Origin of the sequence: Pseudoalteromonas sp. P1-11 (genome assembly GCF_001399995.1) — a bacterium.
GTDB classification, from domain to species: Bacteria; Pseudomonadota; Gammaproteobacteria; order Enterobacterales; family Alteromonadaceae; genus Pseudoalteromonas; species Pseudoalteromonas atlantica.
In genome coordinates this window covers 318,169-342,022 of the sequence record NZ_LJSP01000003.1, presented here as the reverse complement: position 1 = coordinate 342,022, position 23,854 = coordinate 318,169, and the positions used below count along the sequence as shown (strand labels likewise).

Below are 23,854 nucleotides of genomic sequence, written 5' to 3'. Positions count from 1 at the left end.
AAACTGGCAGTAATTATTTCATGTAGCTGCTACTTTATTTCATAATTTTAAAAATGAAGGTTATTTTATAACTCTTTATATTTTACTCTTTTCGCTTAACTCAAAATAAATCCTACTTACTATTAATAGCCACAGACCGCGTTTTAAAGCCCTCTCAGGTTTTTATAATTATTAAAACCTCAAAAAAATTATTTAGAAAACAAGCTGGGATGATAATTGCTCATCTCTATACATACACAGGTTTAGGCTAAATTTTAAATATTGATGAGGATATTAAGTATGAGTAAAACACAAACCATTACCGTTGAAGGCCACAAAATTGCGTATCAAGAAATGGGCGAGGGCACACCTCTACTATTATTACATGGTATTCCGACTAACAAATCGTTATGGCGAAATGTTATGCCAACACTGAGTGAGCAACATCGTGTTATTGCACCTGATTTACTCAATTACGGTGAATCGGATATGCCAAAAAATACCGATGTATCAATTAATGCCCAATGCAAAATAATCAGTCAATTTATGGATGAGCTAGGTATTGCTAAAGCAAACATTGCCTCTCATGATATAGGTGGCGGAATTGCACAACTCATGGCGGTAAATTACCCAGAAAAAGTAAACAGCTTAATATTAATTGATAGTGTTTGCTTTGATTCTTGGCCAATACCCGAGTTTGAACCTTTGCTTGAACCTGGTGTAGAGCAAGAAACATCGGTTGATGAGTTTGTTGATACGCTAAATGATTTTATGCCAAAAGGTGTATACGATAAAAGTATAATGACCGATGAGCTGAAAAAACAGTATTTAAAGCAATGGAGTAATGAGCAAGGTAAAGCAGCGTTATTCAATAATATGCGCCGACTTAATAAAGAGTACACACAAGCAATTGCCGGTGAGCTTAAAAGCTTAAAGCATGAAACCCTCATTTTATGGGGTGATGAAGATAACTTTCAAAAACCTAAATATGCACCTCAGTTAGCTCAAACCTTACCAAATGCAACACTAACTTGGATAGAAAAAGCAGGGCACTGGGTTATAGATGAAAAACCAGAACGAGTAACTTCGTTAATGGGTGAATTTTTGGCTGATAAAAAGCTTTAAAATATCTTAATTTAAAAGCCTAGTTAGCCACTTTGGCTAACATGTATATAACACCATGCCGTTTGAGCTGTATTAATTTTTCATAATTAGTTACTCAAACGGCTTTTTGTTTTCATCTATTTTTTAGTATTAAACCATTTAAGTATAAACCGCTATTAATAGCTCAATATTCATACATTAAAAGTGTGCGTATGCGCTTTATATTAGGGTGATTACGCATAGAAAAAAATAAAGCAATTAATTTAACATAATATATGCAGGTATATAAAAACCCCTTTATTCGCTAGGTCTACAAGTGACGTTACTACGTTGAATATAAGGCGAGGGTAACTGTATACTCGCGACTTTTATTAGTAATACCAAAAGCCTAAGACGATATTATTGTATTTATAAACAATTAGTTAGATACATATTGCTGTAATAATGTACTGATAATTTTTACCCTCATTTAATTGAGGATAAAACAATGAAGACAATAATAAAGGCATCAATAGTACTTACAGGTTTATGTTTTGCACACAGTGCAAGTGCAGAAAATTGTTTATAAGGTTGCCCAACAGGTTTAGATAATGGCAATACAATTGAGCGAAGTATTTATACTTTAAAAAATAATCGTTATACAAAGTTTGCAGATTGGGTGGCTTACCATGTTACGACTAGCACTATGAGTGGACCATCGAGAAGTAGAAGTTGGAAAGCCGATCCTGATTTATATTCTCATTATACGTTAGAACCCGCTGATTATACCGATGCATACGCAACAATAAATACCGATAGAGGCCATCAAGTTCCATTAGCATCTTTTAGCAATACGGCTGATTGGAAACTAACAAACTTACTTTCTAATATTACGCCGCAATCATCCGCATTAAATCAAGGCCCATGGGTTAGGCTTGAATCTGCAGTGCGAAATCACGTAGGAAATGGAAATGATTTATATGTAGTAACAGGTCCATTATACGAATATTATTTTGCAGAGTTACCACAAGCTAACGAAGCCCATACGATTCCAAGTGGCTATTTTAAAATTGTTATGCAGCAAACTGGTAGCACAATTAAAGCATCGGCATTTATTATGGAGCAAACAGCAAGTCGCAGTGATAACTTTTGTAATACCGAAGTAAGTATTGATGAAGTTGAATCGCGCTCAGGTATAAATGTAATGCCAAACTTATCATATAACAGTGCACAAACAATTGAATCATCAGTGTATGGTTTAAGGTCTGAACTAGGTTGTAACTAAGTCATATTATTTTTGCGTGAGGCCTTAGGTTTTGAAGAACTTAAATCTAAGGCTTTAAATTAAACCTGATATGAGGTTCGATAAATGCTTGTAGCAGTAAGTTAGCTCTAAATAAAATGATAGAAACGACGATTACAAAATTTGAGCCTGTTTAAAAAAGGTAATTAATTTTTATAAAGGGAATATAGAGGCTGCTATATGAAATTTGTAATTGTTAGGCTTTATAAGATTGAAAGACTACATAAATATTAGCGAAAATATCGGTGTAAAATCTAGTGCGTAAGTTGTTGTTAAAAGTTACTGTACATAACAATTTGAACGGTTAACTGAAAGACCAACTTTAAAAGACTATTACAAAACACCAGAAATAGGGGTTTATACCTAAATAATAGAAGCTACTTAACTTTGATTATGTATTAATTCACTTTATTTAACATAATATAAATTATAGGTTGTTATGTATATTATAATAAGGAGTGCGTATTACACTCCTACTATGTCCAATACTAGACGGTATCGGACATTAAGGTTATTTTTGCCAAACTATACCATGCCTTACTTTACTAAGTGCTTTTAGTTTATTTCTGGTCATTACGCTTTTATTATTCATTACACTTAAAACTTTACTAACTATATTACTTACAAAGAACTTTAAGCATTGGCTACTTTAAAATTTTAACTACAGCAGTTTTTGCTTTGCTATTTTCATCAACGTTCTTTCATTGCGGCGCTCTTTTATTACAGCGCTATTTAAAACGTTTTACAAAAAGCCTAAATTTTTTAAAACTTTATTGGTATTTTAAATGAGCCTGTTAGTTTTCCTTTTTGAAAAATAAAGGCTCATTCAGTCAGTTATTATCCGTAGATTTTAAAAAGCTACCTAAAACAACCTTAGCTAATCCATACTTAAAATACGTTCTGCTGTGTATTCGTTAGTAATTAAACCGCTGATCATATTTGATCTAACTGCACCAAGTATCGCAAGTACTTTATCTTCACCGGCGGCTATAGCGTAAATTTGTTTACTACCTTCAATTTTTAATGGCGTACTGGCAACACGTTGGTTTACAGTGCAGTCAATTAATTGGCCGCGTTTGTCGTAAACCCAGCTGATCATTTCGCCCACAGCCCCTAAATTTTGTAGCTCTTTTAGCTCTTGCTCATCAACAAACCCATCAATATGCAATGGGGATTTTTCGCCTAGGCTACCTACACCCACAAATGTTACGTCGGCTTGAGTGGCCAATTTTAAGTTACTGGTAATATTATGTTGTGAATGCAATTGCTGTTTTTCTTCAACACTTCTTGGTAATACAGGAAGCGGCATTGGGTAATGCTTTGCATTTATATGCTCGGCCATTCTAACGACTACATCATAAGGTGAAGCCGACCCATCAAGTGCCATGTTGCCAAGCATAGCCACTACTTTGTGTTGACTACAATCTAGCGTTGGCAGTTCATCAACGCATGCACGTAGTACGCGCCCGGTCCCCATAGCTAAAATTTTCGGTGTTTCTGATTTTAAATGGCGTTGTATTTCAGCAGCACCGGCTTGCGCTAAACCCACTGTAGAATTTGGATCTGAACCATCGCTAGGCACTACTTCACAAGAGTCTAAGCCAAAACGGCTTTTAATTTTTTCTGCTAAATCCATACATTTAGCAATAGGATGATCGAGCCTTACTTTAATAAGCCCTTGGCTTACAGATAATGCAACCATACGTTGAGCCGATTGACGAGATACATTGAGTTTTTTGGCAATTTCGTCTTGTGTTTTACCCGCAACATAATAGAGCCACCCTGCTCTAGCTGCATCATCGAGCTTACGTATTTCTGTATTTGATAGCTTTGCCACATAAACCTCTTATTTTGATAAGCCGCTTAGTTTAGCGATAAATCATTTTACAATATTTGCAAATATATCATTCATTTATAAAATGCCGAAGTATCACATTAATTTAATAACCAATACTTTAGGTAAATTTGCTATTCCTAAAGTATTGGCCTAAAACGGCGGATTAAACTGTTGGGTTTTTAATCGTTAAACCATTTTTATCAAATCTATGTACCTTGTGCTCAGGCGCACTTAAATATATTGTATCGCCATATTGTAGTGGGCAATCGTCATCTGCTTTCACCGTAACCGTGCTGCCATCGTTAATAGTTACATGTAAAAAGCTTTCAGAACCTAAATGCTCGATAACGCCCACAGTACCTTGCCAAGTTCCTGACTCAGTTGAAATTTCAAAGTGCTCAGGACGTACACCCAAACTGTGCGTTTGTGCATGGCTATCGTTATCTACTTCAATAAAGTTCATTTTTGGTGAACCAATAAAGCCTGCAACAAATTTATTTACTGGGTGTTGATACAGCTCAAGCGGCGTTCCGACTTGCTCAATAATCCCCCCATTAAATACCGCAATTCTGTCTGCCATTGTCATCGCTTCAACTTGGTCATGTGTTACATAAATCATTGTTGTAGCTAAGCTTTTGTGTAGTTCAGAAATTTCTAAGCGCATATTTACACGCAGCGATGCATCTAAATTTGAAAGTGGTTCGTCAAACAGAAAAGCCGACGGTTGCCTAACAATTGCGCGCCCTATTGCTACACGTTGGCGTTGCCCGCCAGATAATTGCCCTGGTTTACGGTCTAGGTAATCAGTTAAATTAAGTATTTTAGCGGCATTTGCTATTTTACTTTCAATTTCAGCAGGGCTTACTTTTGCACGTTTTAGTGGAAACGCAATGTTATTGCGTACACTCATGTGCGGGTACAAAGCGTACGACTGAAAGACCATAGCTAAACCACGTTTTGCCGGTGGCGTCTGTGTTGCATCTTGGCCATCAATCTCAATTGTGCCGCTGGTTGTGTCTTCCAATCCGGCAATCATACGTAGTAATGTTGATTTACCACAGCCCGATGGCCCTACAAATACAATAAATTCACCGTCTTTTATCTCTAAATCAAGTGGTTTGATTACGTTAACTTCATCAAAACTTTTAGTTACTTTTTTTAGTGTGATGCTGCCCATGTGTGTTCTCCTACTTTACTGCGCCAAAGCTTAAGCCGCGCACTAATTGTTTTTGACTAAACCAACCAAGAATTAATATTGGCACAATGGCCATGGCAGATGCTGCCGACAACTTGGCGTAAAATAACCCTTCTGGGCTTGAGTAACTGGCAATAAATGCCGTTAGTGGTGCGGCATTCGCAGCGGTTAAAATGAGTGTCCAAAATGCTTCGTTCCATGCCAAAATTACGTTTAACAGTAATGTTGAGGCTATGCCAGGTAATGCGATTGGCAGTAATACATGAAATATTTCTTCACCAATAGTTGCACCATCCATTCGTGACGCCTCTAAAATTTCACCCGGAATTTCTCTAAAGTAGGTGTATAACATCCATACCATAATCGGTAAGTTTATTAAGGTCATAACAATAACTAAGCCAAGTTTTGTATCTAATAAAGCAAAGTCTCTAAAGAGTAAATAAATAGGAATTAACACCCCTACCGGCGGGAGCATTTTTGTAGAAAGCATCCACATAAGTAGGTTTTTAGTTTTTTTCGTTTGCACAAACGCCATTGACCACGCGGCTGGTACGGCTATTAATAAGCCCAATAAACTTGAGCCGAGTGATATAACCACCGAGTTCCAAAAGTGATCAAAATACGGCGAGCGGGCTAACACATCTTGATAGTTTTCCAGTGTCCAATCAAAAGCAAATAACGCTGGTGTGGCTGATATTGCTTCTGCTTCGGTTTTAAAACTGGTGATTAATGTCCATAAAATTGGGAAAAATATCATCCCACTGATGGTCCATGCTGCCAGGGTATAAATTAGTTTTGATTTTTTATTTGCTGCACTAGCCATGATTAACCCTCTAAGTTTTTACCAATAAGGCGCATTAAAAATATGGCTACAATATTGGCAATAATTACTGCAACTATGCCCCCTGCTGAGCCCCCGCCTACATCAAATTGTAATAACGATTGGGTGTAAATTAAGTAAGTAATATTGGTTGATGCATACCCAGGCCCGCCACTGGTTGTCACTAAAATTTCTGCAAAAATAGACAGTAAAAATATAGTTTCAATTAAAATAACAGCGGTAACAGCGCGTGATAAATGCGGCAGCACTATGTAAAAAAACTTACTAAAAGGCCCTGCACCATCTAAATCGGCAGCTTCGAGTTGTTCGCGGTCAAGGGATTGAATTGCCGTGAGTAATATCAACGCAGCAAACGGTAACCACTGCCAAGAAACAATAATAATGATTGAAAACAAAGGCATTTGCGCAAAAAAGTCGATAGGTTCAAACCCGAGCCAAATTGAAAAGTGTGCAAATAATCCGTTTACAGGGTTCATAAACATGTTTTTCCACACCAAAGCCGATACGGTTGGCATAACAAAAAATGGGGCGAGAACCATAATACGAACATAGTTTCGCCCCCATATTGCTTGGTCGAGGAGAACAGCTAAACCGATACCACCACAAATTGTGATAGCTAATACACCCGTTACTAAATAAAGGGTATTAAAAAAGGATTCAACAAATGCGGGATCTGTTAAAAAAAACTCGTAGTTTAAAAAGCCTACAAATTCACGTTCACCAGGAATAAGTAAGTTGTAATCTACAAACGAGAAATAGAGTGTCATGCACAGCGGCACTATCATCCATCCTAGTAATAAAATTACACTAGGAAATAGCATTATGCGTGCAAGCGTACGAGACTGTGTAGTTGCCATATCAGTGACCTTCAAAAAGTCAGCATTATCCTTAGCAACAACAACAAACGGCTACTAGATAACATGCTAATGCTGACGAAAAATACGAGGTAAGCGTTAAACTTACCCGCCTACTTATTTATTTTGGGTAGCGTGCTTTACGCATTGTGCGCTCAACTAGGCGTTGTGATGTGTTAAGCGCTTGCTCAACAGTCATTTGCCCAGTAAGTGCAGCGGAAAACTGCTGCCCAACAGCAGTGCCAATTCCTTGAAATTCAGGAATAGCTACAAACTGAATGCCAACATAAGGCACGGGTTTAACAGTAGGGTTTTTCGGGTCGGCCGAATTAATAGAATCAAGCGTTATTTGTGCAAACGGTGCTGCATTCATGTATTGCTCGTTTTCATAAAGTGATGCGCGAGTACCCGGCGGTACTTTTGCCCAGCCTTTGTTATCGGCAACTAATTGGCTGTACTCTTTTGATGTAGCCCAGCTAATAAATTTCATTGCAGCATCAGATTTTTTACTACTAGAAGGAATTGCAAGTGTCCATGACCATAGCCAGTTACCGCGTTTACCTAAGCCATTATCTGGTGCAAGTGCAAAGCCTACTTTATCAGCGACTTCAGAATCTTTTTTATTGGTTACAAATGCGCCAGCAACCGTTGCATCAATCCAAATACCACATTTACCCGTTTGAAATAACGCTAGGTTTTCGTTAAACCCATTCGCTGACGAACCCGCAGGACCAGACTCTTTCATAACATCTACATAGTACTGGAGTGTGGCTTTCCACTCAGGGGTGTTAAATTGTGGTTTCCAATTTTCATCAAACCAGCGAGCGCCAAACGAATTTGCCATTGAAGTAATTAAAGCAACATTTTCGCCCCAACCTGCTTTACCACGTAAGCAAAGGCCATAAACACCTTCATCTTTATTGGTCATCGCTTTTGCAGCTTTTTGAATAAAGCTCCACGTAGGCGCGTTTGGCATTTCTAGGCCGGCTTTTTCCATTAGGTCTGTACGGTACATAACCATAGAGCTTTCGCCATAAAATGGGGCCGCGTATAATTTGTTATCTATGGTTAAACCACTGCGAATAGCCGGTAGTAAGTCATCAACGTCGTAATTTTCACCTAGGTTATCAAGCTCAGTTAGCCAGTTTTGTTTACCCCAAATTGGCACTTCATATGTGCCAATTGTCATTACATCGTATTGGCCGCCTTTTGTGGCAACATCGGTTGTTACACGTTGACGTAAAATATTTTCTTCTAGTGTTACCCATTTTAATGAAATATCTGGGTTTTGTTCTTCAAAATGATTGCTTAGCTCTTTCATGGTGATCATGTCACCATTATTAACAGTGGCAATGGTTATGGTTTCTTTAGCGGCTACGTTAATAGCCATAACTGAACACGCGAGCATTAATAATTTAGTTTTCATCGGGTTAACCCTCATAAATATGTTAAATGACGCTTAAAAAATAACTGTAAAGCGCCTTAGTAAATAAAGCGGTGAGTAATTTCAACGTATTTACAGCGCTGAAATTACCTTTAAACCAAACAGTAAGTTAGTAAGCTATTTAAAATTTAACTGAGATTTCTGAGGTGAAACCGTCAAAACCACGACCAATTTGGCCGCCTGAGTTTGCGCCTTCTTCTTGGTTTACATACTCAACTTTTAAAAGTGTAGAATCTGTAAACCAGTAACCTGCGGCTACTTGTAGGCGCTCAACGGTGTTATCGTTTTGGCTGATTAAATCGGAAGTGTTTTCTGACTCTGCATAGCGCGCGGCTACGTAAAGTTTTTCAGGAATGATATATTGCTGTGCTTCAACTGCGTAATATTCTACTGAGCTTTCGCCTTTAATTACACTGCTAGAATCAAACGAGGTACCGTTTTCGTCTGCCACGCCATCTGTACCAAAGTAGGTAATACCTGCCACTGCGTTACCTGCAGAGTCTGCAAAGGTGTAATCGTCAGACGATTTACCCAACATTAAAATGATGCTGGTTTGATCTGATGGCTGATACGCTAAATTTAATTGAATGATAGACTGATCAAGCCCTGGCATAACACCTACGTGAGTATCACGTTCGCTTGAAGGAGAAGCCGAAAAGTTATAGTTTTCGCCATCACCAAAACGGTAATTTGTTGTTGTGAGTCCATCTAAGCTCGCTACGCCATTTTCAAAACGAAGTTGGTCGCCTTGGTTAGCTTGTAAGTAATTTAAGCCAACTTTAAAGCCACCTTCAAACTCTAATGTACCTTGTAAGCGGTAGTTAAAGCCTCTATCTTCTTGAAATGCTTCGCCAAAGCTTGATGTAGTAATGTGACCTGCCACGTTATAAGATCGAAGCACACCACTGTCAAAAGTTTCTGTGTAGCTTAATTGTGCACCATTTTCTGCGGTTGCGTAGTCGTTAATGCCGTTACCAATTAAGGCATTACCTTGGTTATCAGCGCCGTCTTGAAAACCTTTAAACTGAAATGGAGACGCGCCAATATTACCTAAACGAAGCGTTAAATTTTCGTTTTCGTTTGGTGTGCCGTATAAGCCAAGTAAATCAAATTCAATACCTGCAAAGTCGTTATGGAACGAAAAATCACGGTCGCCGCCGCCAAAATCGTTTGGCTCTTCGGCTATATCAATGTCGGCAGTAATGTATTCATTTATATGAAACTTAAGCATTAAGTTAGCTCTAATACGCCCAAAACCTGATGATTGCTCTTCATCTCCAGGACGAAATGCACCGTCTTTAGCTTGAATAGACTGAAAGTTTTGCATTGCTAGAAAGTTAACGTCAAGGCGGTCAAAGTAATCTGACATATCTGCTTGTGCAGGCGCCGCCAACGCTGCTGCTACTAAAGTTAGCGCAAATTTAGCTTTCTTATTATTTAACATAATGAACTCTCTATTTAGTGTGTTGTGTATTTTCAGTGTTCAGCTAAAGCAAATGGGCATTTTATTTAAATGTGTTTTTAAACTTCGTAATGGGCATTGGCTCAGCTAATGAGCATAATCACAAATGAATAATGTAACGTCAACATCTTTTATTACAAAACATTTACATGAAATCGTGTTTATAAAAATTTACATTTATAAACAAGGGTTTAATAGTTTTGAATTCCAAAATAAAATTGCCAGTTATGACTAAAGTCTTATTTAAAGTGTTCTGTAGAGCGCTATTTGGTTGTTTTTTGATTTACTTTCTTGAGCTTATACAGTGCTTAGCATAAAATTAAATTACTTTAGATGTATAAAAAATAGAAGTAATTAACATATGGAATTTGTGCGCCCGCTTGAGCCTATACTTATTATTGATGACGTTAAGGAAATACGTGACTACCTAAACCAAATATTAACGGAGCTAGGCTTTGAAGATATTTTAGAAAGCAACGATTACCTTTCTGCAAAACCCCTTCTTGATAAAAAATCACCCAATGTCATCTTTTTGGATGTGGACTTACCTGATTCTGAAAGCTCTGATATTCTAGAACATATTAATGATAGCTACCCTCACGCTCACGTTGTTATGTGCTCAGGTCATAACACTCTTGAAAACGTTCAAAACACATGGGAATTAGGCGCTAAAGGCTTTATAGAAAAACCTTTTAACGCTAAAAAAGTTAATTCTGTTATGAAGCGCCTCGAACTAAGCGAATAAAATAAGGTCAGTATGCAAAGCACTGTTACGGCAATTATCGACGATTTATCGAGTGTTATTTTTGGCAAAAAACAACAAATAAAACTAGCACTCACCTGCTTATTCAGTGAAGGACATTTACTGATAGAAGATTTACCCGGTATGGGCAAAACTACGCTCTCACATGCACTTGCTGCTGTGCTTGGGCTGTCGTATCAGCGTATACAATTTACAAGCGATCTTTTACCTGCCGATATTTTAGGAACTAATGTATTTAACGCTAATGAGTACACGTTTACATTTCATAAAGGGCCGATTTTTAGCCAAGTTGTATTAGCAGATGAAATAAACCGCGCGGGCCCTAAAACGCAAAGTGCATTGCTTGAGGCAATGGAAGAGCAGCAAGTTACAGTAGATGGTACTAAGTACACATTACCAAATCCTTTTTTTGTAATTGCCACGCAAAACCCGCTTTATCAGTCGGGTACTTACCCACTTCCAGAATCGCAGTTAGATCGATTTTTAATGCGTATAAGTTTAGGCTTTCCTCCTAAAGAGGCTGAAAAACAACTTATTTTAAACATCAAACCGCGAGACTACAGCCAATTACCACAAAGAATAGACGCTAAGCAGCTACAGCAAATTCAAACCTTAATTAACCAAATTGTAATAAGTAGCCCTGTAATCGATTACATTATTGAATTAGTAACGCATACCCGTCAAAGCGCAGCATTTGCAGGCTCGCTCTCTCCTCGGGCAAGTATGGCGCTGGCCAAAGCGGCTAAGTCGTGGGCATTTATTGAAGGGCGCGAGTTTGTAACCCCTGACGATGTACAAGCTGTATTTGCAAGTGTGTGCCAACACCGATTAGGTTTGCATAACGAGTCGGGCGAAGCGCAAGTAAATGAAATTTTAAAAACCGTTGCTGTGCCATTTTAACGTGTTATTTAAAAAAAAAGCCAAAAAGGTCAGTATATTAGGCGCTTTAAAAAAGCGTTTACTTAATAAACTACTTAAAAACAAGCATTCAAAGCAATCCATTACGCTGGCTCATAACAATATATATGTAGTGCCCTCGAAACTCGGCTTTTACTTTATTATTGTGGCTATTTTAAATTTTGTTATGGGCATTAATTATCAAAATAACTTAATTTTGGTGATGGCTTATTTAATGTTTATGGTGATGATTATTGCTGTGCTGCTTGGTTATACAAATGCCAGAGGGCTAAAAGTTGAATATATAAAAAGTTTTGCCAGCTTCTCACCAAATAAAGGATCGGTTAAATTTATTTTAAAAGCCCCTACACTTACTCAATCAGTATCGCTTAACTACTCGAGTGACTCAGAATACGCAAAGCACTTAACGCAAGTTACGCCCAAAGACAGCGCTTTAATTATTAACCTACCTTATAATGCCCGCGGTAAATATACCCTTGAACGTTTTAAAATACACAGTAATTACCCATTTGGGCTGGTAAGCGTGTGGAGTTATATACAACCCAATGACTCTGTTTACGTTTACCCTGCGCCAGAGCATGTATTAAACGACACTTACAACAGTACGTTTGAACACACAACGCAAACAGGCAGTATTAAAGAGCCCGGCAGCGAAGAGTTTGATGAGCTAATTACGCATTTACCAGAAATGGGATTGCAGCGAATTTCATGGAAACATTACGCTAAATCACAGCAGTTACTCGTAAAAGAATTTATAGATTATAAAAAGTCCGATATTGTTTTTGATTTTAACCTGCTAACGGGTAACACCGAGCAACGCTTGAGTCAGCTTTGCTTTTTAGTGTGTAATGCATGCGAAAACAACACACCGTTTACACTAATTTTGCCCTCAGCAAGTTACAAAGCAACTAACGACACGCACGATAAATCACAGTGTTTAGCACTTCTGAGCGAATACGGCGGAGCAACTAATGGCTGAGCTATTAAATTACCGGGCAATTAATTTGGCAATGAGCTTTATATACGCCTGCTTATTTGCGTTTTATTTATCGCATATGCCCATACTGTTTATTGGGGTTTTATCGCTTTTATGTCTTTGGAACGTGTACTTAACACTGACTAACAACCCTAAACCTAACGCGTGGCTTGCAAATATTTTGGCTGGATTAGCTTTAATATTAATGATTTACACCATAGGTATAGGCGATACAGTCATATTGTTTGTTGCTATGTTATTGCTCTCTAGTATTTTTAAATTACTGCAGGCTAAAACAAAAAAACATTACCATATTATTGTCACACTCACGTTTTTTTCTATTTCATCGGCGTATTTGTTTAACCAAAGCATAATAACCACCTTAACCATGAGCGCCCTATTTTTACTCAACTTTGCTGTATTGAGCTTAATTGAATCTTCTCATAGTTTAAAATTAGCCTCTAAACAAAGTGCTAAGCTGTTATTTATTGCTTTGCCTTTAGCAATATTTTTGCTGTTGTTTTTACCTAAAATGCCCGCTTTTTGGCAGTTACCTGGGCCAAAGCTTGCTAAAACAGGGCTCTCTGAACAGGTTGACCCGTTTGATATTGCAAAGCTGTCTAATTCTGATGAACTGGTTTTTAGAGCGCGTTTTGATAACGACACGCCCGCCTCGCCTTATTATTGGCGAGCACTTGTACACGATACTTTTGATGGTAAAGCGTGGAAAACATCTGATTTATTAAAATATAATAATCAAAGCGCTGATCCCAATAAACAAATTACGATACAACACACCTACACTATTATTGCCGAGCCTGCTAATCAAAAATGGTTATATGGGCTTGATTACGCAACCAGTAACAATAAAAATGTTGAAAGTAATGCGCTAGGGTTACTTCAAAAAAAACAATATCAAGCTAAAAGCTTGCAGTATCAGGTATCAAGTGCAGCACTGAGTACAGAGCAACTTTCAAATTGGCAAACCGCTTATTACACACGCTTAAATAACCAAACAAACCAACAAGCATCCAAGCTTGCTGCCAAACTTAAACAATCAACAACCTCGCAAAGTGACTTTTATAATGCATTGCTTAGCTACTTTGCTAAACAAGAATTTAGTTACACGTTAACCCCCGAGCCTATGACCGGTGACAGCACTATTGATCAATTTTTATTTGATAAAAAGCGCGGCTTTTGCGGCCATTACGCCAGTGCAGCAGCGTATATTTTTAGAAGCGCCGGTATTCCCGCACGCTTGGCCAGCGGTTATTTAGGTGGTGAAAAAAACCAAACAAATAATTATTTATCGGTTCGCCAATACGATGCCCACGCTTGGGTTGAAGTGTATATTAATAATCAGTGGCAGATTTTTGATGCCACTGCGGTGGTCGCCCCCGAGCGTTTAAATGGTTCACTTTCGCAAAACGAAGAACTCAATGATGAATTTAAAAGTAATCTCGATTTTGGCTTAGTGAGTTTAAGTAACTTTGCAGCCGTTAATTGGTTAAGGCTCAAACTAGAAACCCTTGATTACCAATGGACTAGCTGGGTACTTGGCTTTGACGAAGAAAAGCAAAGCAACTTTTTAAAATCACTTTTTGGTAGTAAACATCTTTGGCTGGTACCTTTAGCGGTTATTTTAGGACTTGCTTTTAGCTTTGCTGCTTACTTTATTTATTTAAATTGGCCACGCAATAAAAGTAAACGCCCGCCGTTAGTTTCAGAATTTGAGGCAATTAAGCACTGGGCAGATAAAAACGACATAGCGGCGCCTAGTCACTATTCACCTAATCAGCAGTTAATATACTTTGCTGAGCAAAGCCCTGATACTGCGGAACCTTTAAGCGAATTTAGCTATTTATTTAATCAAGTGCGCTACGCTAAAAAACCTTTTACTAAAGAACGTAAAAATCAGGCTAAAGATCTGATAAAATTAATTAAATCTTCAAAATAGAGAAAACTATGAATGCGGTTGTTATAGGCGTTATTTTAATGCTTGGGCTCTCCTTAGCCCGTGTAAATGTCATTGTAGCTATGATAATTAGTGCACTTGTAGCTGGTTTAACAGCGGGTTTAGGGATAAAAGAAAGTGTTGATGCATTTAATTCTGGCTTGTCGGCCGGCGCTGAAATTGCACTAAGTTACGCAATGTTAGGTGCCTTTGCAGTGGCTATTTCAAAATCGGGATTAACCCGTATCCTCGCCGAAAAGCTATTAAACAAAGTGAATGCACAAGGTGCAGGCAGCGAAACCTTTTTAAGCTATTTTATTTTATTAATTATATTAGGCTGCGCTATTTCATCTCAAAATTTAGTGCCTGTGCACATAGCCTTTATACCTATTTTAATCCCCCCTTTGCTCGTTGTGTTTAATCAACTACGTTTAGACCGCCGCGCCATTGCCTGTATATTAACGTTTGGTTTAGCTACCTCTTACATGGTATTGCCTTATGGATTTGGTGGCATTTACTTATACTCTATTTTGCATAAAAACTTAGTTGATAACGGCCTAGACATAGTTAACACACAAGTGCCTATGGCAATGATTATTCCTGCCTGCGGTATGTTGGTTGGGTTAATTATCGCGGTGTTTATAAGTTACGCAAAGCGCCGTGACTACCAAGCGCAACCGTTAACAACACAAAGCAAAGCTAGCGACATTGAGAAGCCAAAAAAAGTGATGATCGTGGGTTTGTTTGCTGTGCTTTCATCATTGGTTGCACAAAACCTAAGTGGCTCTATGATATTAGGCGGCCTTGTTGGCGTAATGATATTTAGTGTATTTGGTGTTGTTAAGTGGGAAGAAAACGGCGACGTATTTAGTAAAGGCGTCGCCATGATGGCGATGATTGGCTTTATTATGATTTCGGCTCAAGGATTTGCCTCAGTAATGAAAGCAACCGGTGATGTAGCAAGTTTAGTTCACAGTGGCGCTGCGTTATTTGATGGCAATAAGCCTCTCGCTGCGGCCTCTATTTTATTGGTGGGATTATTGATAACAATGGGTATTGGTAGTTCGTTTTCTACAGTGCCAATTATAGCTACCTTATTTGTGCCTTTATGTTTAGATTTAGGTTTCTCGGTTATGGCAACTGCGGCTTTAGTGGGTACTGCGGGTGCATTAGGTGATGCGGGCTCTCCAGCCTCTGACTCTACACTTGGACCAACCTCGGGTTTAAATGCCGATGGTCAACATGACCATATACGAGATTCGGTGATCCCCACCTTTATACATTTTAATATTCCATTACTTATATTTGGTTGGATTGCGGCTATGGTGCTTTAGCACCTCTGCACTTATAGTGTGTATAATTCATTATTTTTAAGGCATGTATTTCATGCCTTTGTTATACCTCCCTATTTGCTGACTTAATCTATATATTTTTATAGCTGCTAAGATTGCTTTTACAATTAACTAGTATGATGTGTTCTTTTCCTGTAATTAAATAAGCACCTAATAAAGATGCTTATTTAAAGGCTGCTTGCCTTAATATTTATTTATTCAAAACCGTAAATCATTTTATCGCACACAACCGGTGTCGGTCTGTGGTCATCATCTACGGCTACAAAGGTAAAGCTGCCTGAAATCGCCGAGTGCTTATCATCTTTATGCATGGTTTCTAAACAAATATCCACATCCACTTTAAGTGATGTATTGCCCACATGCACAACTTTAGCAATTAGCTCAGCAAAAGTCCCCGCTGGAATAGCCTCTTTAAAATCAACTCTATCAGATGAAATAGTCACTAACGGCTTTCGGCAAAAACGAGTGGCGGCAATAAAAGCAACCTCGTCCATCCATGCTAACGCATCGCCACCAAATAATGTGTTGTGATGATTAGTGCGCCCAGGAAACACCGTTTTAGTAACCGAGGTCGTTGAGTCTTCAATACGCTTTGCAATAATTGCATCGCGGTTAATGTCTGTCATAGTATCTACTTTTTATTAGCAAGCTTATCTTGCATCAATAATGCTGGGTCTAGGCGCTCGCCTTCCCAGTTAAAACGCCAATCAAGGTGTGGGCCTGTTACACGCCCAGTCGCACCTATTTCGGCAACTTTGTCGCCTTGGCTTATTGTATCGCCTACTTTTACATCTAATTTGCTTAAATGAATATATGTAGAGGTAACGCCATGGCCGTGGTCAATAATAAGCGTACCGCCCGAGTAGTATAAATCGGGGTCGGCAAACACCACGGTGCCACTAATCGGAGCATAAACAGGCGAGCCGGTTTTATTGGCAATATCTAAACCAAAATGTGGGCGTCGCGGTTCGCCGTTAAAATAACGTTGGCTACCATAAACACCCGATATACGTCCTTGTGCAGGCTTTAATACCGGGTCTAAAAAGTACTGTAAATCAGAGTTAACTGCGCGCGCTTTACGTATTGCTTGCGCCTCACGGCTAATACGTGCGCTTACTTCTTTAGGGGGCGACACATACTTTTTAGCCACACCGGTAATTTTATCAATTTTATAATCGCGTTTAGTGATCATTAAATCTTGCGTGTGTGTTTTACCGTTATTATCTACCCACGTAAGGGCGTGTTTTGCTTTCGCGTCGCGACCAAAGCCAAACACAAAATTGCCAGAGTCTGATAACTTTAATGTTTTACCATCTAGCGATACAGACTTTACATTTTCAAGCTTGCCTGTCACTAAGCCGCCCTGCGTTAGGTGCCCTTTTAGCTCAAGCGCTAATGCACTAAAGCTAGTTGTGGTTACAAGCGCTGTTGCTAAAAGAGTTTTAAGCATAACTAATCGATCCCTTTCCTACGCCTTCATAAGCGGTAATTTTTACGTCTTTGTCTGGGTATTCTGCCTTAACCTGCTCAGCAAGGTGTTGAGCAATACATTCTACCGTTGTATCAACAGGTAAAATGTCACAGCGTGACTCGCTTATCGCCATTTCAAAGTAACCTTGTGCAGCGGTGTAAGCAAAACACACATCATCGTTTTTAGCGCTTATGTGTTTTAATTCGCTTGCAGCGATTTGGTCTTCACGCGTGGCTAAGTAAATATCTTGCCATTTTTCTGCCCATTGCTTTTGTAAGCGTGGCATAGACATACCATCCAAACTAATACCAATTTGCGAGCGATGGCCATGAATAATACGCTGACAGTTACCATCGTGCTTTTTAAGGCCATGGCTGTAATGGTAATAAAAACTTTGGCTGTGCTCTGGTTTAAGCGACAACTCAATTTTTTCAATGTTTCCTGGCAGTTTTGGTAAAATAGTGTCGATTAAAAATTCAGTCACTGATTCAACGCTAATTTCTGGTGCATCTATCATGCAATAAGCTTGATGTGGTGCGCTCATTGCTAAATGGTGGTTATCACCAAATGTGCAATCGAGCGTTTTGTGCGAATCAAATTCTTGTACTGTGCCATTTAAACCTTTAGCAATTGCTAGTTTGTGGTCTAAACAGTCGTCAATTATGCCTTTAATTTGCTTTTTAACTAAGCCAAAGTCTAACACCATAGACTCTTCATTTAGCTTGCCATGCAACGTTAAGTCAACAATCCAGCTCTCGCCAACGGCGCCGCGTTTGTTACATAAGTAAGAAAAATCAATCACTGTTAGTGAGTTAACAAAAAGGATCATAAACTTCCTTTAAACTGGTTATAAGTCAGGGGTAATTATAATGATTTCTGATTGTAATTGCGCGGTTTTATAGTGCAAAAAGCAATCGCCACTACTGATTGGCGATAAATCACGCAAAAAAGTGTTTTTTTCAACTGCTCCGAGTTGTTTAGCGTACAAGTGTACGCTAAAGTACTTGGCAATTTCTAAGCGAAGATAAGTGTTATGGAACCTAAAAATAGCTATACAAAAGAAGATTTGATCCTATGTGGTCAAGGTGAAATGTTTGGTGAAGGTAACTGCCGTTTACCAAGCGACAACATGTTAATGATGGACCGTATTACTTCAATCACTGCTGATGGCGGCGAGCACGGTAAAGGCCAAATTGTAGCTGAGCTTGATATTGACCCAAGCCTATGGTTTTTCGATTGCCATTTTAAAGGCGACCCAGTTATGCCAGGTTGTTTAGGGCTAGATGCTATGTGGCAACTCGTTGGCTTTTTCTTAGGCTGGTCTGGTGGCCCTGGTTTAGGCCGTGCTTTAGGTGTGGGTGAAGTAAAATTTACCGGTCAAATTTTACCTACCGCTAAAAAAGTAACATACCGCCTTGATATGAAACGTGTAATTAAACGTAAATTATTTATGGGTATGGCTGATGGCACAGTTGAAGTAGATGGCCGCGTAATTTACGAAGCAAAAGATTTAAAAGTGGGCTTATTTCAAGACACAAGCGCATTCTAAAATTAGTAATGAATGTATGCAAAAAGGCCTCCAGTTGGAGGCCTTTTTACGTTAATTCTTATTTGATGAATTAGGTTTTATACATGTTTCGGTTTTCAATTGCTTCACGCCAACCGCCTAACCATTCAGACTTAGGATCGATTTGCTGATAAGGGCATAGCTCTTTTGAGCGCCCGGCTAAACCTGCTTTAAAACCTTGAGAATGAGCTCTTTCTAAACGATCTCTTTTTTGTCTCTTCATCGGTAATATCCTCACCTTTTTTAATTATAAATTTTGTAGCATTAGTGAAATCTACATTTAATGAATAGTTAATAAAAATGTTAAATTCAAATAGCAAAATTAATTAATTTGTTTGACATTAACTAACATGCTGATGCAAAAAAAATTTAACATTAATAAAAACACAGTGGTCGTACCACTTAATTTCTTACTGCTTCTTTAATTTACAATACGGCTATCTAACCGCTTAAATGCACTTATGTGCTAAGGCGTGTTCTACTTTGCTGATTTAAATATCTCCATTAAAGCGATTAAATAACTGCTTAATAAAAGCACCTAATGGGAAGCATATAGTTGGTATTTATGGTGCTTTACCGCCTTGTCTAAATGCCAAACACCACTGCAAATTTAACCAGCAAAAATCAACACGACCTATTTATCCGACACACCTTTTTTGGCTAAGTTCCAAACAAAAATGTAATCATGACGATTTTATTGCAATTTGCCCTTTAGTTTAAAAAACAGCTTTAACGATTTATTTTTAAACAATTGGTATTTATGCTTGATTAATTAAAGTCGATCGGTCTAATATGGGTTAACTTTAAAAAGGCTATTAGGGGTTACTTATAATGAATACTGCTCAAGCACCTGCACGGCGCGGAAGACCCCCTAAAATACCTCGTGAAAACGCCGATACCAAAGCGCACCTTATTAGGGTTGGCCTAGAAACCTTAACTGAATTTGGTTTTAGCGCAACTGGCCTTGATACCATTTTAAAAAAAGCCGGCGTGCCTAAAGGCTCGTTTTATCATTACTTTAAAAGTAAAGAAGCGTTTGGTATTGCGTTAGTAAATGCCTACGATGACTACTTTATCACTAAGCTCAAAAAATATTTAACCGATAGCAATACACCGCCCCTGGAGCGCTTAATTCACTTTACGCAAAGCGCCATTATGGGCATGCAAAAATACCAGTACAAACGCGGTTGTTTGGTCGGCAATTTAAATCAAGAGCTAAATCATTTAAGTGATGAATTTAAAATCCGCCTACTACAAAGCTACGTAGCATGGCAGCAGCAAGTTGAGCTGTGTTTAAATGAAGCACAGCAACAAGGCACGATTGCTAAAACTGTTGATACGCAGCTTATGAGTGAATATTTTTGGATTGGCTGGGAAGGCGCCGTTATGCGAGCTAAACTTACCCAATCAAGTAAACCCCTTACGTTGTATACAGAAATGTTTTTACGCGCATTACTTACCTAATGCGCATTTTATTTAGCCATTAAAAACCGATCGGTCTAAAAGGATATGTTATGAGTAACTCAGTTAAAGCTATTGTAATTACGAAAGACGAAAACTACGCTGCGGCGCTTAGTGAAGTGCAGCAAAGTGACCTACCAGATCAAAACGTGCAACTTGATGTACTTTACAGCACACTCAATTACAAAGATGGGTTAGCCATTACAGGTAAAGGCCCTGTTGTGCGCAGTTTTCCTATGGTGCCAGGCATCGATTTAGTGGGCACAGTAAGTGAAACAAGTACGGATGAATTTACTGTTGGCGATAATGTAATTTTAAATGGCTTTGGTGTGGGCGAAAAACACTGGGGCGGCCTTGCACAAAAGGCATCGCTTAATAGTGATTGGTTAATCCCCCTCCCTGCAGCGCTATCGCCAAAACAAGCAATGCAAATTGGTACCGCGGGCTACACAGCAATGCTGAGTGTTATCGCCCTTGAAAAACAAGGCATCACTCCAAGTGATGGCGAAATATTAGTGACCGGTGCAAACGGCGGTGTTGGCAGCTTTGCCATTTATTTATTAAATCAGCTGGGCTATAACGTAACCGCTGCAACAGGTAGAATGGAGCAAAGCGATTACTTAAAAGAGCTAGGTGCGTCACAAATTATTAGCCGCGATGAGCTTTCAAACCCAGGTAAGCCACTTCAAAAAGAGCGCTTTGCGGGTGCTATAGATTCGGTAGGCAGCCACACACTTGCTAATATTTGTGCATCACTTAAATACGGTGGTGTGGTTACTGCGTGTGGTTTAGCCCAAGGCATGGATTTACCCGCCTCTGTAGCGCCCTTTATTTTACGTGGTGTATCTTTAATTGGTATAGACAGCGTTATGCGCCCTAAAAAAGACAGAGTAGAAGCATGGGACAGACTAGCAAGCTTAGTAAAAGCCGATTACCTTGATAAAATTTCAACCGAAATTACACTTGAGCAAGTAATTGAAAATGCCGAGCAACTTATGGAAGGTAAAATTCGCGGCCGCGTAGTTGTTAATTGCCAAAGTTAAGCAATTTTATCTATTAAAGCCTCGTTATTAAATTTATAATGGCATTTGTATTTTTATTAATGAGGCAACACCTATGAGCAACCAAGATCTTTACAGTAATAACCCACTGCAAGGCGTAAAATTAGAGCAAGTGGTTGAAGAACTGGTTGAGCAATATGGGTGGGAGCTACTACACGCTTATTTGCAATTAAACTGTTTTAAAAACAACCCAGATGTAAAATCGGCGGTTAAGTTTTTACGTAAAACACAATGGGCACAAGAAAAGGTAGATAACTTTTACCTATACCGCCTTAAAAACTTACCTAAACCCGACGATGTGCAATACGAATTACCGCCACGAGATAGAGTTATTCCTGCTGATCATAAACCGGGGGAGCCGTGCGAATTAAGTTTTAGTGATGCAAAGCGAATTATGGAAAAAAAGGCCACTAAACAACGCGCCAGGGCACGAAAACAACGCTCAAATGCAACTAACCCGTGGGGTAACTAAGTTAACCTCAACTCTGGATAATAAATCTATCTCTAGCAGCTATTTTCAGCGCTAACAGCGTTGAATTTACTTGCAATAGGCTAGCTATTGACGCGTAAATTCGCCTTGTTTTCACCGAAAACCGCTGGCTAGAGAATTAAGCTTAAAGATCATCATGATAAATTATGTTGGTATATCTCTTAACCAGAGTTCAGGTTAAGTTATATTTTTAAAGCCAATGTATATTGGCTTTTTTTAGCTCTGCAATTTTAGGACTTAGTAACCTCGTTTACGCCAAAAATCATTAACAGAGCCTTGCTCTTCAAGTGCAACGTTAAATGTTTTATCGGCAATAATTTTATTATTTAGGGTGAGTGTCATTCGCCAATCACCTAATTTATTTTCAATAGGCTCCCACAGCGTATCACCTAAATAAAATTGCCAGTCGTTCTCTTTAATGTATTCAACGCCTTCAAAGGGCGGCATTATTTCGCCATTACTGTCTGGTATATCGGGGTGATAAATACAAAAGTGAAGTTTTTCGCCTTTTGCTTTTTTAATATTAATTATTAAACCAAATTCAACATCAAGCTTGGCAATTACATTGGTAGTAAATTGCTCAATTTGTGGCAATGCTTTACTTTTGCTATCCCAGGTAGAATAAATCCCACAACTTTGAATCGACACCTCAGGTTTTGATTTTGCCATTACACCATTCTTTACTTTAGGCTGTTAATGCACTGATTTTATAATACATGCAGCTTAAGTAAAATCACCTGATTAACAAACATACTCAATGTTGATTTATTTTTGCACATTCCTTGCACATTTAAGATCAAAAATAGCGGCAATTAGTACTTAATTGACTGTGTATGATGAATCACTCTCTCTGTAATAAAGTTAAACTATTAAAAATATTGTTATTAAGCGCAGCAATTTCTTCTCTTGTTGCATGTGGCAGTGATGAGCAAAATCTAACAACCGCCACTGATGAAAGTACACGTTCAAGCAGTGACAGTACAACAGCAACAAGTGGCACCAGCTCAACCGAGCAAGTGCTATGTGAATACAGTTACAATGGATACAACGACTCAACATCAGTGCAAACCACCAGCTCTGCTGATTGGGCATGCACAGGTACAACACGCGATGTAGTTGCTAATGGCATTCCCGATCATGATGTGGGCACGTTTCCTAACCCCGATAATCCAAACACTATTTCTGAGCAAACAGTGAGTGAGAGCTTTACGTTAACGCCTGAACAAAGCGATACAACAACCTTAATGGGCGGCCCTCGAGGCGTGTTAGGCATAGTACTAAATGGCGTTAAAATTGATGCTGGTACCGGCGGCAGTTGTGATGACTCTGGCGATAATTGCTCGCTTGGCGATAACAGTGGCAACTGGAGTATTGAAGCACTAAGCCAAGATACCTTTTTTAGTTTTGGTACTGACGATAACAACGCACACGTACAGCCCGATGGCACATATCATTATCATGGCATGCCTGAGGGGTTTATCTCCCTTAGAGGCGGCAACAGCTCAACAATGACTCTAATTGCATGGGCGGCTGATGGGTTTCCTATTTATGCGCGTTATGGCTATAGCACCGCAGATGATGCAAGTTCGTCACTTAAAGTGATGACAGGTAGCTACCAACATATTAGTACTGTGAGCGATAACCGCCCTTCTACCGATATTTATCCACTGGGGACTTTTGCACAAGATTGGGAGTATGTAGCTGGCTCTGGCGATTTAGATGAGTGTAACGGGCGCTTTGGTGTTACCCCTGAATTTCCACAAGGCATATACCATTACTATGCAACCGATACTTATCCGTTTTTTCAACGCTGTGTTAAAGGCGAGCTATAAATTTACTTATA

22 protein-coding genes and 1 pseudogene are annotated in these 23,854 nt (G+C 38.8%); 13 read left to right on the top strand and 10 right to left on the bottom strand.

The genetic code is table 11. The annotated features are described in order from the left end of the window. The first annotated feature begins 279 nt into the window (after positions 1 to 279). Both AN390_RS07235 and AN390_RS07230 read left to right on the top strand, forming a co-directional pair. On the top strand, positions 280 to 1,104 hold the full coding sequence (locus AN390_RS07235; RefSeq protein WP_055253563.1) for an alpha/beta fold hydrolase: 825 nt from the start codon (positions 280 to 282) through the stop codon (positions 1,102 to 1,104). A gap of 466 nt (positions 1,105 to 1,570) precedes the next feature. Next, a pseudogene (locus AN390_RS07230) lies at positions 1,571 to 2,347 on the top strand (DNA/RNA non-specific endonuclease). A gap of 895 nt (positions 2,348 to 3,242) precedes the next feature. On the opposite strand, the gene AN390_RS07225 reads toward AN390_RS07230, so the two are convergent. The 5 genes from AN390_RS07225 to AN390_RS07205 form a co-directional block, all read right to left on the bottom strand. Beyond that, positions 3,243 to 4,202, bottom strand: coding sequence for a sugar-binding transcriptional regulator (locus AN390_RS07225; RefSeq protein WP_055253561.1), 960 nt, complete (start codon positions 4,200 to 4,202; stop codon positions 3,243 to 3,245). 163 nt (positions 4,203 to 4,365) lie between these two features. After that, positions 4,366 to 5,379, bottom strand: a complete 1,014-nt coding sequence (locus tag AN390_RS07220) for an ABC transporter ATP-binding protein (protein ID WP_055253559.1) — start codon at positions 5,377 to 5,379, stop codon at positions 4,366 to 4,368. A gap of 10 nt (positions 5,380 to 5,389) precedes the next feature. Then, positions 5,390 to 6,220, bottom strand: coding sequence for a carbohydrate ABC transporter permease (locus tag AN390_RS07215; protein WP_004586533.1), 831 nt, complete (start codon positions 6,218 to 6,220; stop codon positions 5,390 to 5,392). A gap of 2 nt (positions 6,221 to 6,222) precedes the next feature. Further along, the gene (locus AN390_RS07210; RefSeq protein WP_055253557.1) at positions 6,223 to 7,095 is read right to left on the bottom strand and encodes a carbohydrate ABC transporter permease; all 873 of its coding nucleotides are present in this window, start codon (positions 7,093 to 7,095) and stop codon (positions 6,223 to 6,225) included. 118 nt (positions 7,096 to 7,213) lie between these two features. Then, positions 7,214 to 8,518 (bottom strand): sugar ABC transporter substrate-binding protein, encoded by a 1,305-nt coding sequence (locus tag AN390_RS07205; protein ID WP_029772292.1) that lies wholly within the window; start codon positions 8,516 to 8,518, stop codon positions 7,214 to 7,216. 439 nt (positions 8,519 to 8,957) lie between these two features. On the opposite strand from AN390_RS07205, the gene AN390_RS19990 reads away from it, so the two are divergent. From AN390_RS19990 to AN390_RS07175, 6 genes are all read left to right on the top strand, one after another. After that, complete coding sequence (locus AN390_RS19990; protein ID WP_408003171.1) at positions 8,958 to 9,077, top strand: hypothetical protein; 120 nt, start codon at positions 8,958 to 8,960, stop codon at positions 9,075 to 9,077. Between the two features lie 1,282 nt (positions 9,078 to 10,359). After that, positions 10,360 to 10,743 (top strand): response regulator, encoded by a 384-nt coding sequence (locus AN390_RS07195; protein WP_029772290.1) that lies wholly within the window; start codon positions 10,360 to 10,362, stop codon positions 10,741 to 10,743. A 12-nt stretch (positions 10,744 to 10,755) separates the two neighbouring features. Beyond that, positions 10,756 to 11,661 carry a MoxR family ATPase gene (locus AN390_RS07190; protein WP_055253552.1) on the top strand — a complete coding sequence of 302 codons (906 nt, stop codon included), beginning with the start codon at positions 10,756 to 10,758 and terminating at the stop codon, positions 11,659 to 11,661. Between the two features lie 184 nt (positions 11,662 to 11,845). Continuing rightward, on the top strand, positions 11,846 to 12,658 hold the full coding sequence (locus AN390_RS07185; RefSeq protein WP_408003170.1) for a DUF58 domain-containing protein: 813 nt from the start codon (positions 11,846 to 11,848) through the stop codon (positions 12,656 to 12,658). Next, positions 12,651 to 14,612 carry a DUF3488 and transglutaminase-like domain-containing protein gene (locus AN390_RS07180; RefSeq protein ID WP_055253547.1) on the top strand — a complete coding sequence of 654 codons (1,962 nt, stop codon included), beginning with the start codon at positions 12,651 to 12,653 and terminating at the stop codon, positions 14,610 to 14,612. Before AN390_RS07185 ends, AN390_RS07180 begins: the two co-directional genes overlap by 8 nt. Positions 14,613 to 14,620: 8 nt before the next feature. After that, positions 14,621 to 15,943: a Na+/H+ antiporter family protein gene (locus AN390_RS07175; protein WP_054982498.1), complete on the top strand. Its 1,323-nt coding sequence runs from the start codon at positions 14,621 to 14,623 to the stop codon at positions 15,941 to 15,943. 212 nt (positions 15,944 to 16,155) lie between these two features. Here AN390_RS07175 and AN390_RS07170 read toward each other — a convergent pair whose 3' ends face one another. From AN390_RS07170 to AN390_RS07160, 3 genes are read right to left on the bottom strand one after another with little or no spacing between them, the layout of a single operon-like run. Beyond that, positions 16,156 to 16,587 (bottom strand): acyl-CoA thioesterase, encoded by a 432-nt coding sequence (locus AN390_RS07170; protein WP_029772286.1) that lies wholly within the window; start codon positions 16,585 to 16,587, stop codon positions 16,156 to 16,158. A gap of 5 nt (positions 16,588 to 16,592) precedes the next feature. Continuing rightward, positions 16,593 to 17,411 carry a M23 family metallopeptidase gene (locus tag AN390_RS07165; protein ID WP_024033641.1) on the bottom strand — a complete coding sequence of 273 codons (819 nt, stop codon included), beginning with the start codon at positions 17,409 to 17,411 and terminating at the stop codon, positions 16,593 to 16,595. Beyond that, positions 17,404 to 18,261 (bottom strand): 6-carboxytetrahydropterin synthase, encoded by an 858-nt coding sequence (locus tag AN390_RS07160; RefSeq protein WP_024033642.1) that lies wholly within the window; start codon positions 18,259 to 18,261, stop codon positions 17,404 to 17,406. Before AN390_RS07160 ends, AN390_RS07165 begins: the two co-directional genes overlap by 8 nt. 204 nt (positions 18,262 to 18,465) lie before the next feature. On the opposite strand from AN390_RS07160, the gene fabA reads away from it, so the two are divergent. After that, on the top strand, positions 18,466 to 18,981 hold the full coding sequence (gene fabA, locus AN390_RS07155; RefSeq protein ID WP_004586523.1) for a bifunctional 3-hydroxydecanoyl-ACP dehydratase/trans-2-decenoyl-ACP isomerase: 516 nt from the start codon (positions 18,466 to 18,468) through the stop codon (positions 18,979 to 18,981). Between the two features lie 70 nt (positions 18,982 to 19,051). On the opposite strand, the gene rmf is transcribed toward fabA, so the two are convergent. Beyond that, on the bottom strand, positions 19,052 to 19,222 hold the full coding sequence (gene rmf, locus AN390_RS07150; RefSeq protein WP_004586522.1) for a ribosome modulation factor: 171 nt from the start codon (positions 19,220 to 19,222) through the stop codon (positions 19,052 to 19,054). 608 nt (positions 19,223 to 19,830) lie between these two features. Here rmf and AN390_RS07145 point away from each other — a divergent pair. From AN390_RS07145 to AN390_RS07135, 3 genes are all read left to right on the top strand, one after another. Then, a complete protein-coding gene (locus AN390_RS07145; RefSeq protein ID WP_054982497.1) occupies positions 19,831 to 20,463 on the top strand; it encodes a TetR/AcrR family transcriptional regulator in 633 nt (210 codons plus the stop codon). Positions 20,464 to 20,513: 50 nt separating this feature from the next. Next, positions 20,514 to 21,503, top strand: coding sequence for an MDR family oxidoreductase (locus tag AN390_RS07140; RefSeq protein WP_024032239.1), 990 nt, complete (start codon positions 20,514 to 20,516; stop codon positions 21,501 to 21,503). Positions 21,504 to 21,576: 73 nt separating this feature from the next. Continuing rightward, the gene (locus AN390_RS07135) at positions 21,577 to 21,993 is read left to right on the top strand and encodes a VF530 family DNA-binding protein (protein WP_004586518.1); all 417 of its coding nucleotides are present in this window, start codon (positions 21,577 to 21,579) and stop codon (positions 21,991 to 21,993) included. A 255-nt stretch (positions 21,994 to 22,248) separates the two neighbouring features. Here the strand turns inward: AN390_RS07135 and AN390_RS07130 are convergent, their stop codons facing one another. Continuing rightward, the gene (locus tag AN390_RS07130; protein WP_004586517.1) at positions 22,249 to 22,680 is read right to left on the bottom strand and encodes a DUF3859 domain-containing protein; all 432 of its coding nucleotides are present in this window, start codon (positions 22,678 to 22,680) and stop codon (positions 22,249 to 22,251) included. Positions 22,681 to 22,844: 164 nt separating this feature from the next. Here AN390_RS07130 and AN390_RS07125 point away from each other — a divergent pair, with 164 nt between their 5' ends. Further along, a complete protein-coding gene (locus AN390_RS07125) occupies positions 22,845 to 23,843 on the top strand; it encodes a YHYH protein (RefSeq protein WP_055253545.1) in 999 nt (332 codons plus the stop codon). The last annotated feature ends 11 nt before the right edge of the window (positions 23,844 to 23,854 follow it).

Bases quoted from the DNA above. Each gene is read 5' to 3' on its own strand.
- AN390_RS07145 (WP_054982497.1), top strand. From the start codon at position 19,831: ATGAATACTGCTCAAGCACCTGCACGGCGCGGAAGACCCCCTAAAATA.
- AN390_RS07190 (WP_055253552.1), top strand. From the start codon at position 10,756: ATGCAAAGCACTGTTACGGCAATTATCGACGATTTATCGAGTGTTATT.
- AN390_RS07135 (WP_004586518.1), top strand. From the start codon at position 21,577: ATGAGCAACCAAGATCTTTACAGTAATAACCCACTGCAAGGCGTAAAA.
- AN390_RS07185 (WP_408003170.1), top strand. From the start codon at position 11,846: ATGGGCATTAATTATCAAAATAACTTAATTTTGGTGATGGCTTATTTA.
- fabA (WP_004586523.1), top strand. From the start codon at position 18,466: ATGGAACCTAAAAATAGCTATACAAAAGAAGATTTGATCCTATGTGGT.
- AN390_RS07215 (WP_004586533.1), bottom strand. From the start codon at position 6,220: ATGGCTAGTGCAGCAAATAAAAAATCAAAACTAATTTATACCCTGGCA.
- AN390_RS07180 (WP_055253547.1), top strand. From the start codon at position 12,651: ATGGCTGAGCTATTAAATTACCGGGCAATTAATTTGGCAATGAGCTTT.
- AN390_RS07235 (WP_055253563.1), top strand. From the start codon at position 280: ATGAGTAAAACACAAACCATTACCGTTGAAGGCCACAAAATTGCGTAT.
- AN390_RS07220 (WP_055253559.1), bottom strand. From the start codon at position 5,379: ATGGGCAGCATCACACTAAAAAAAGTAACTAAAAGTTTTGATGAAGTT.
- AN390_RS07160 (WP_024033642.1), bottom strand. From the start codon at position 18,261: ATGATCCTTTTTGTTAACTCACTAACAGTGATTGATTTTTCTTACTTA.
- AN390_RS07165 (WP_024033641.1), bottom strand. From the start codon at position 17,411: ATGCTTAAAACTCTTTTAGCAACAGCGCTTGTAACCACAACTAGCTTT.
- rmf (WP_004586522.1), bottom strand. From the start codon at position 19,222: ATGAAGAGACAAAAAAGAGATCGTTTAGAAAGAGCTCATTCTCAAGGT.
- AN390_RS07175 (WP_054982498.1), top strand. From the start codon at position 14,621: ATGAATGCGGTTGTTATAGGCGTTATTTTAATGCTTGGGCTCTCCTTA.
- AN390_RS07195 (WP_029772290.1), top strand. From the start codon at position 10,360: ATGGAATTTGTGCGCCCGCTTGAGCCTATACTTATTATTGATGACGTT.
- AN390_RS07130 (WP_004586517.1), bottom strand. From the start codon at position 22,680: ATGGCAAAATCAAAACCTGAGGTGTCGATTCAAAGTTGTGGGATTTAT.
- AN390_RS07205 (WP_029772292.1), bottom strand. From the start codon at position 8,518: ATGAAAACTAAATTATTAATGCTCGCGTGTTCAGTTATGGCTATTAAC.
- AN390_RS07125 (WP_055253545.1), top strand. From the start codon at position 22,845: ATGATGAATCACTCTCTCTGTAATAAAGTTAAACTATTAAAAATATTG.
- AN390_RS07210 (WP_055253557.1), bottom strand. From the start codon at position 7,095: ATGGCAACTACACAGTCTCGTACGCTTGCACGCATAATGCTATTTCCT.
- AN390_RS07140 (WP_024032239.1), top strand. From the start codon at position 20,514: ATGAGTAACTCAGTTAAAGCTATTGTAATTACGAAAGACGAAAACTAC.
- AN390_RS07170 (WP_029772286.1), bottom strand. From the start codon at position 16,587: ATGACAGACATTAACCGCGATGCAATTATTGCAAAGCGTATTGAAGAC.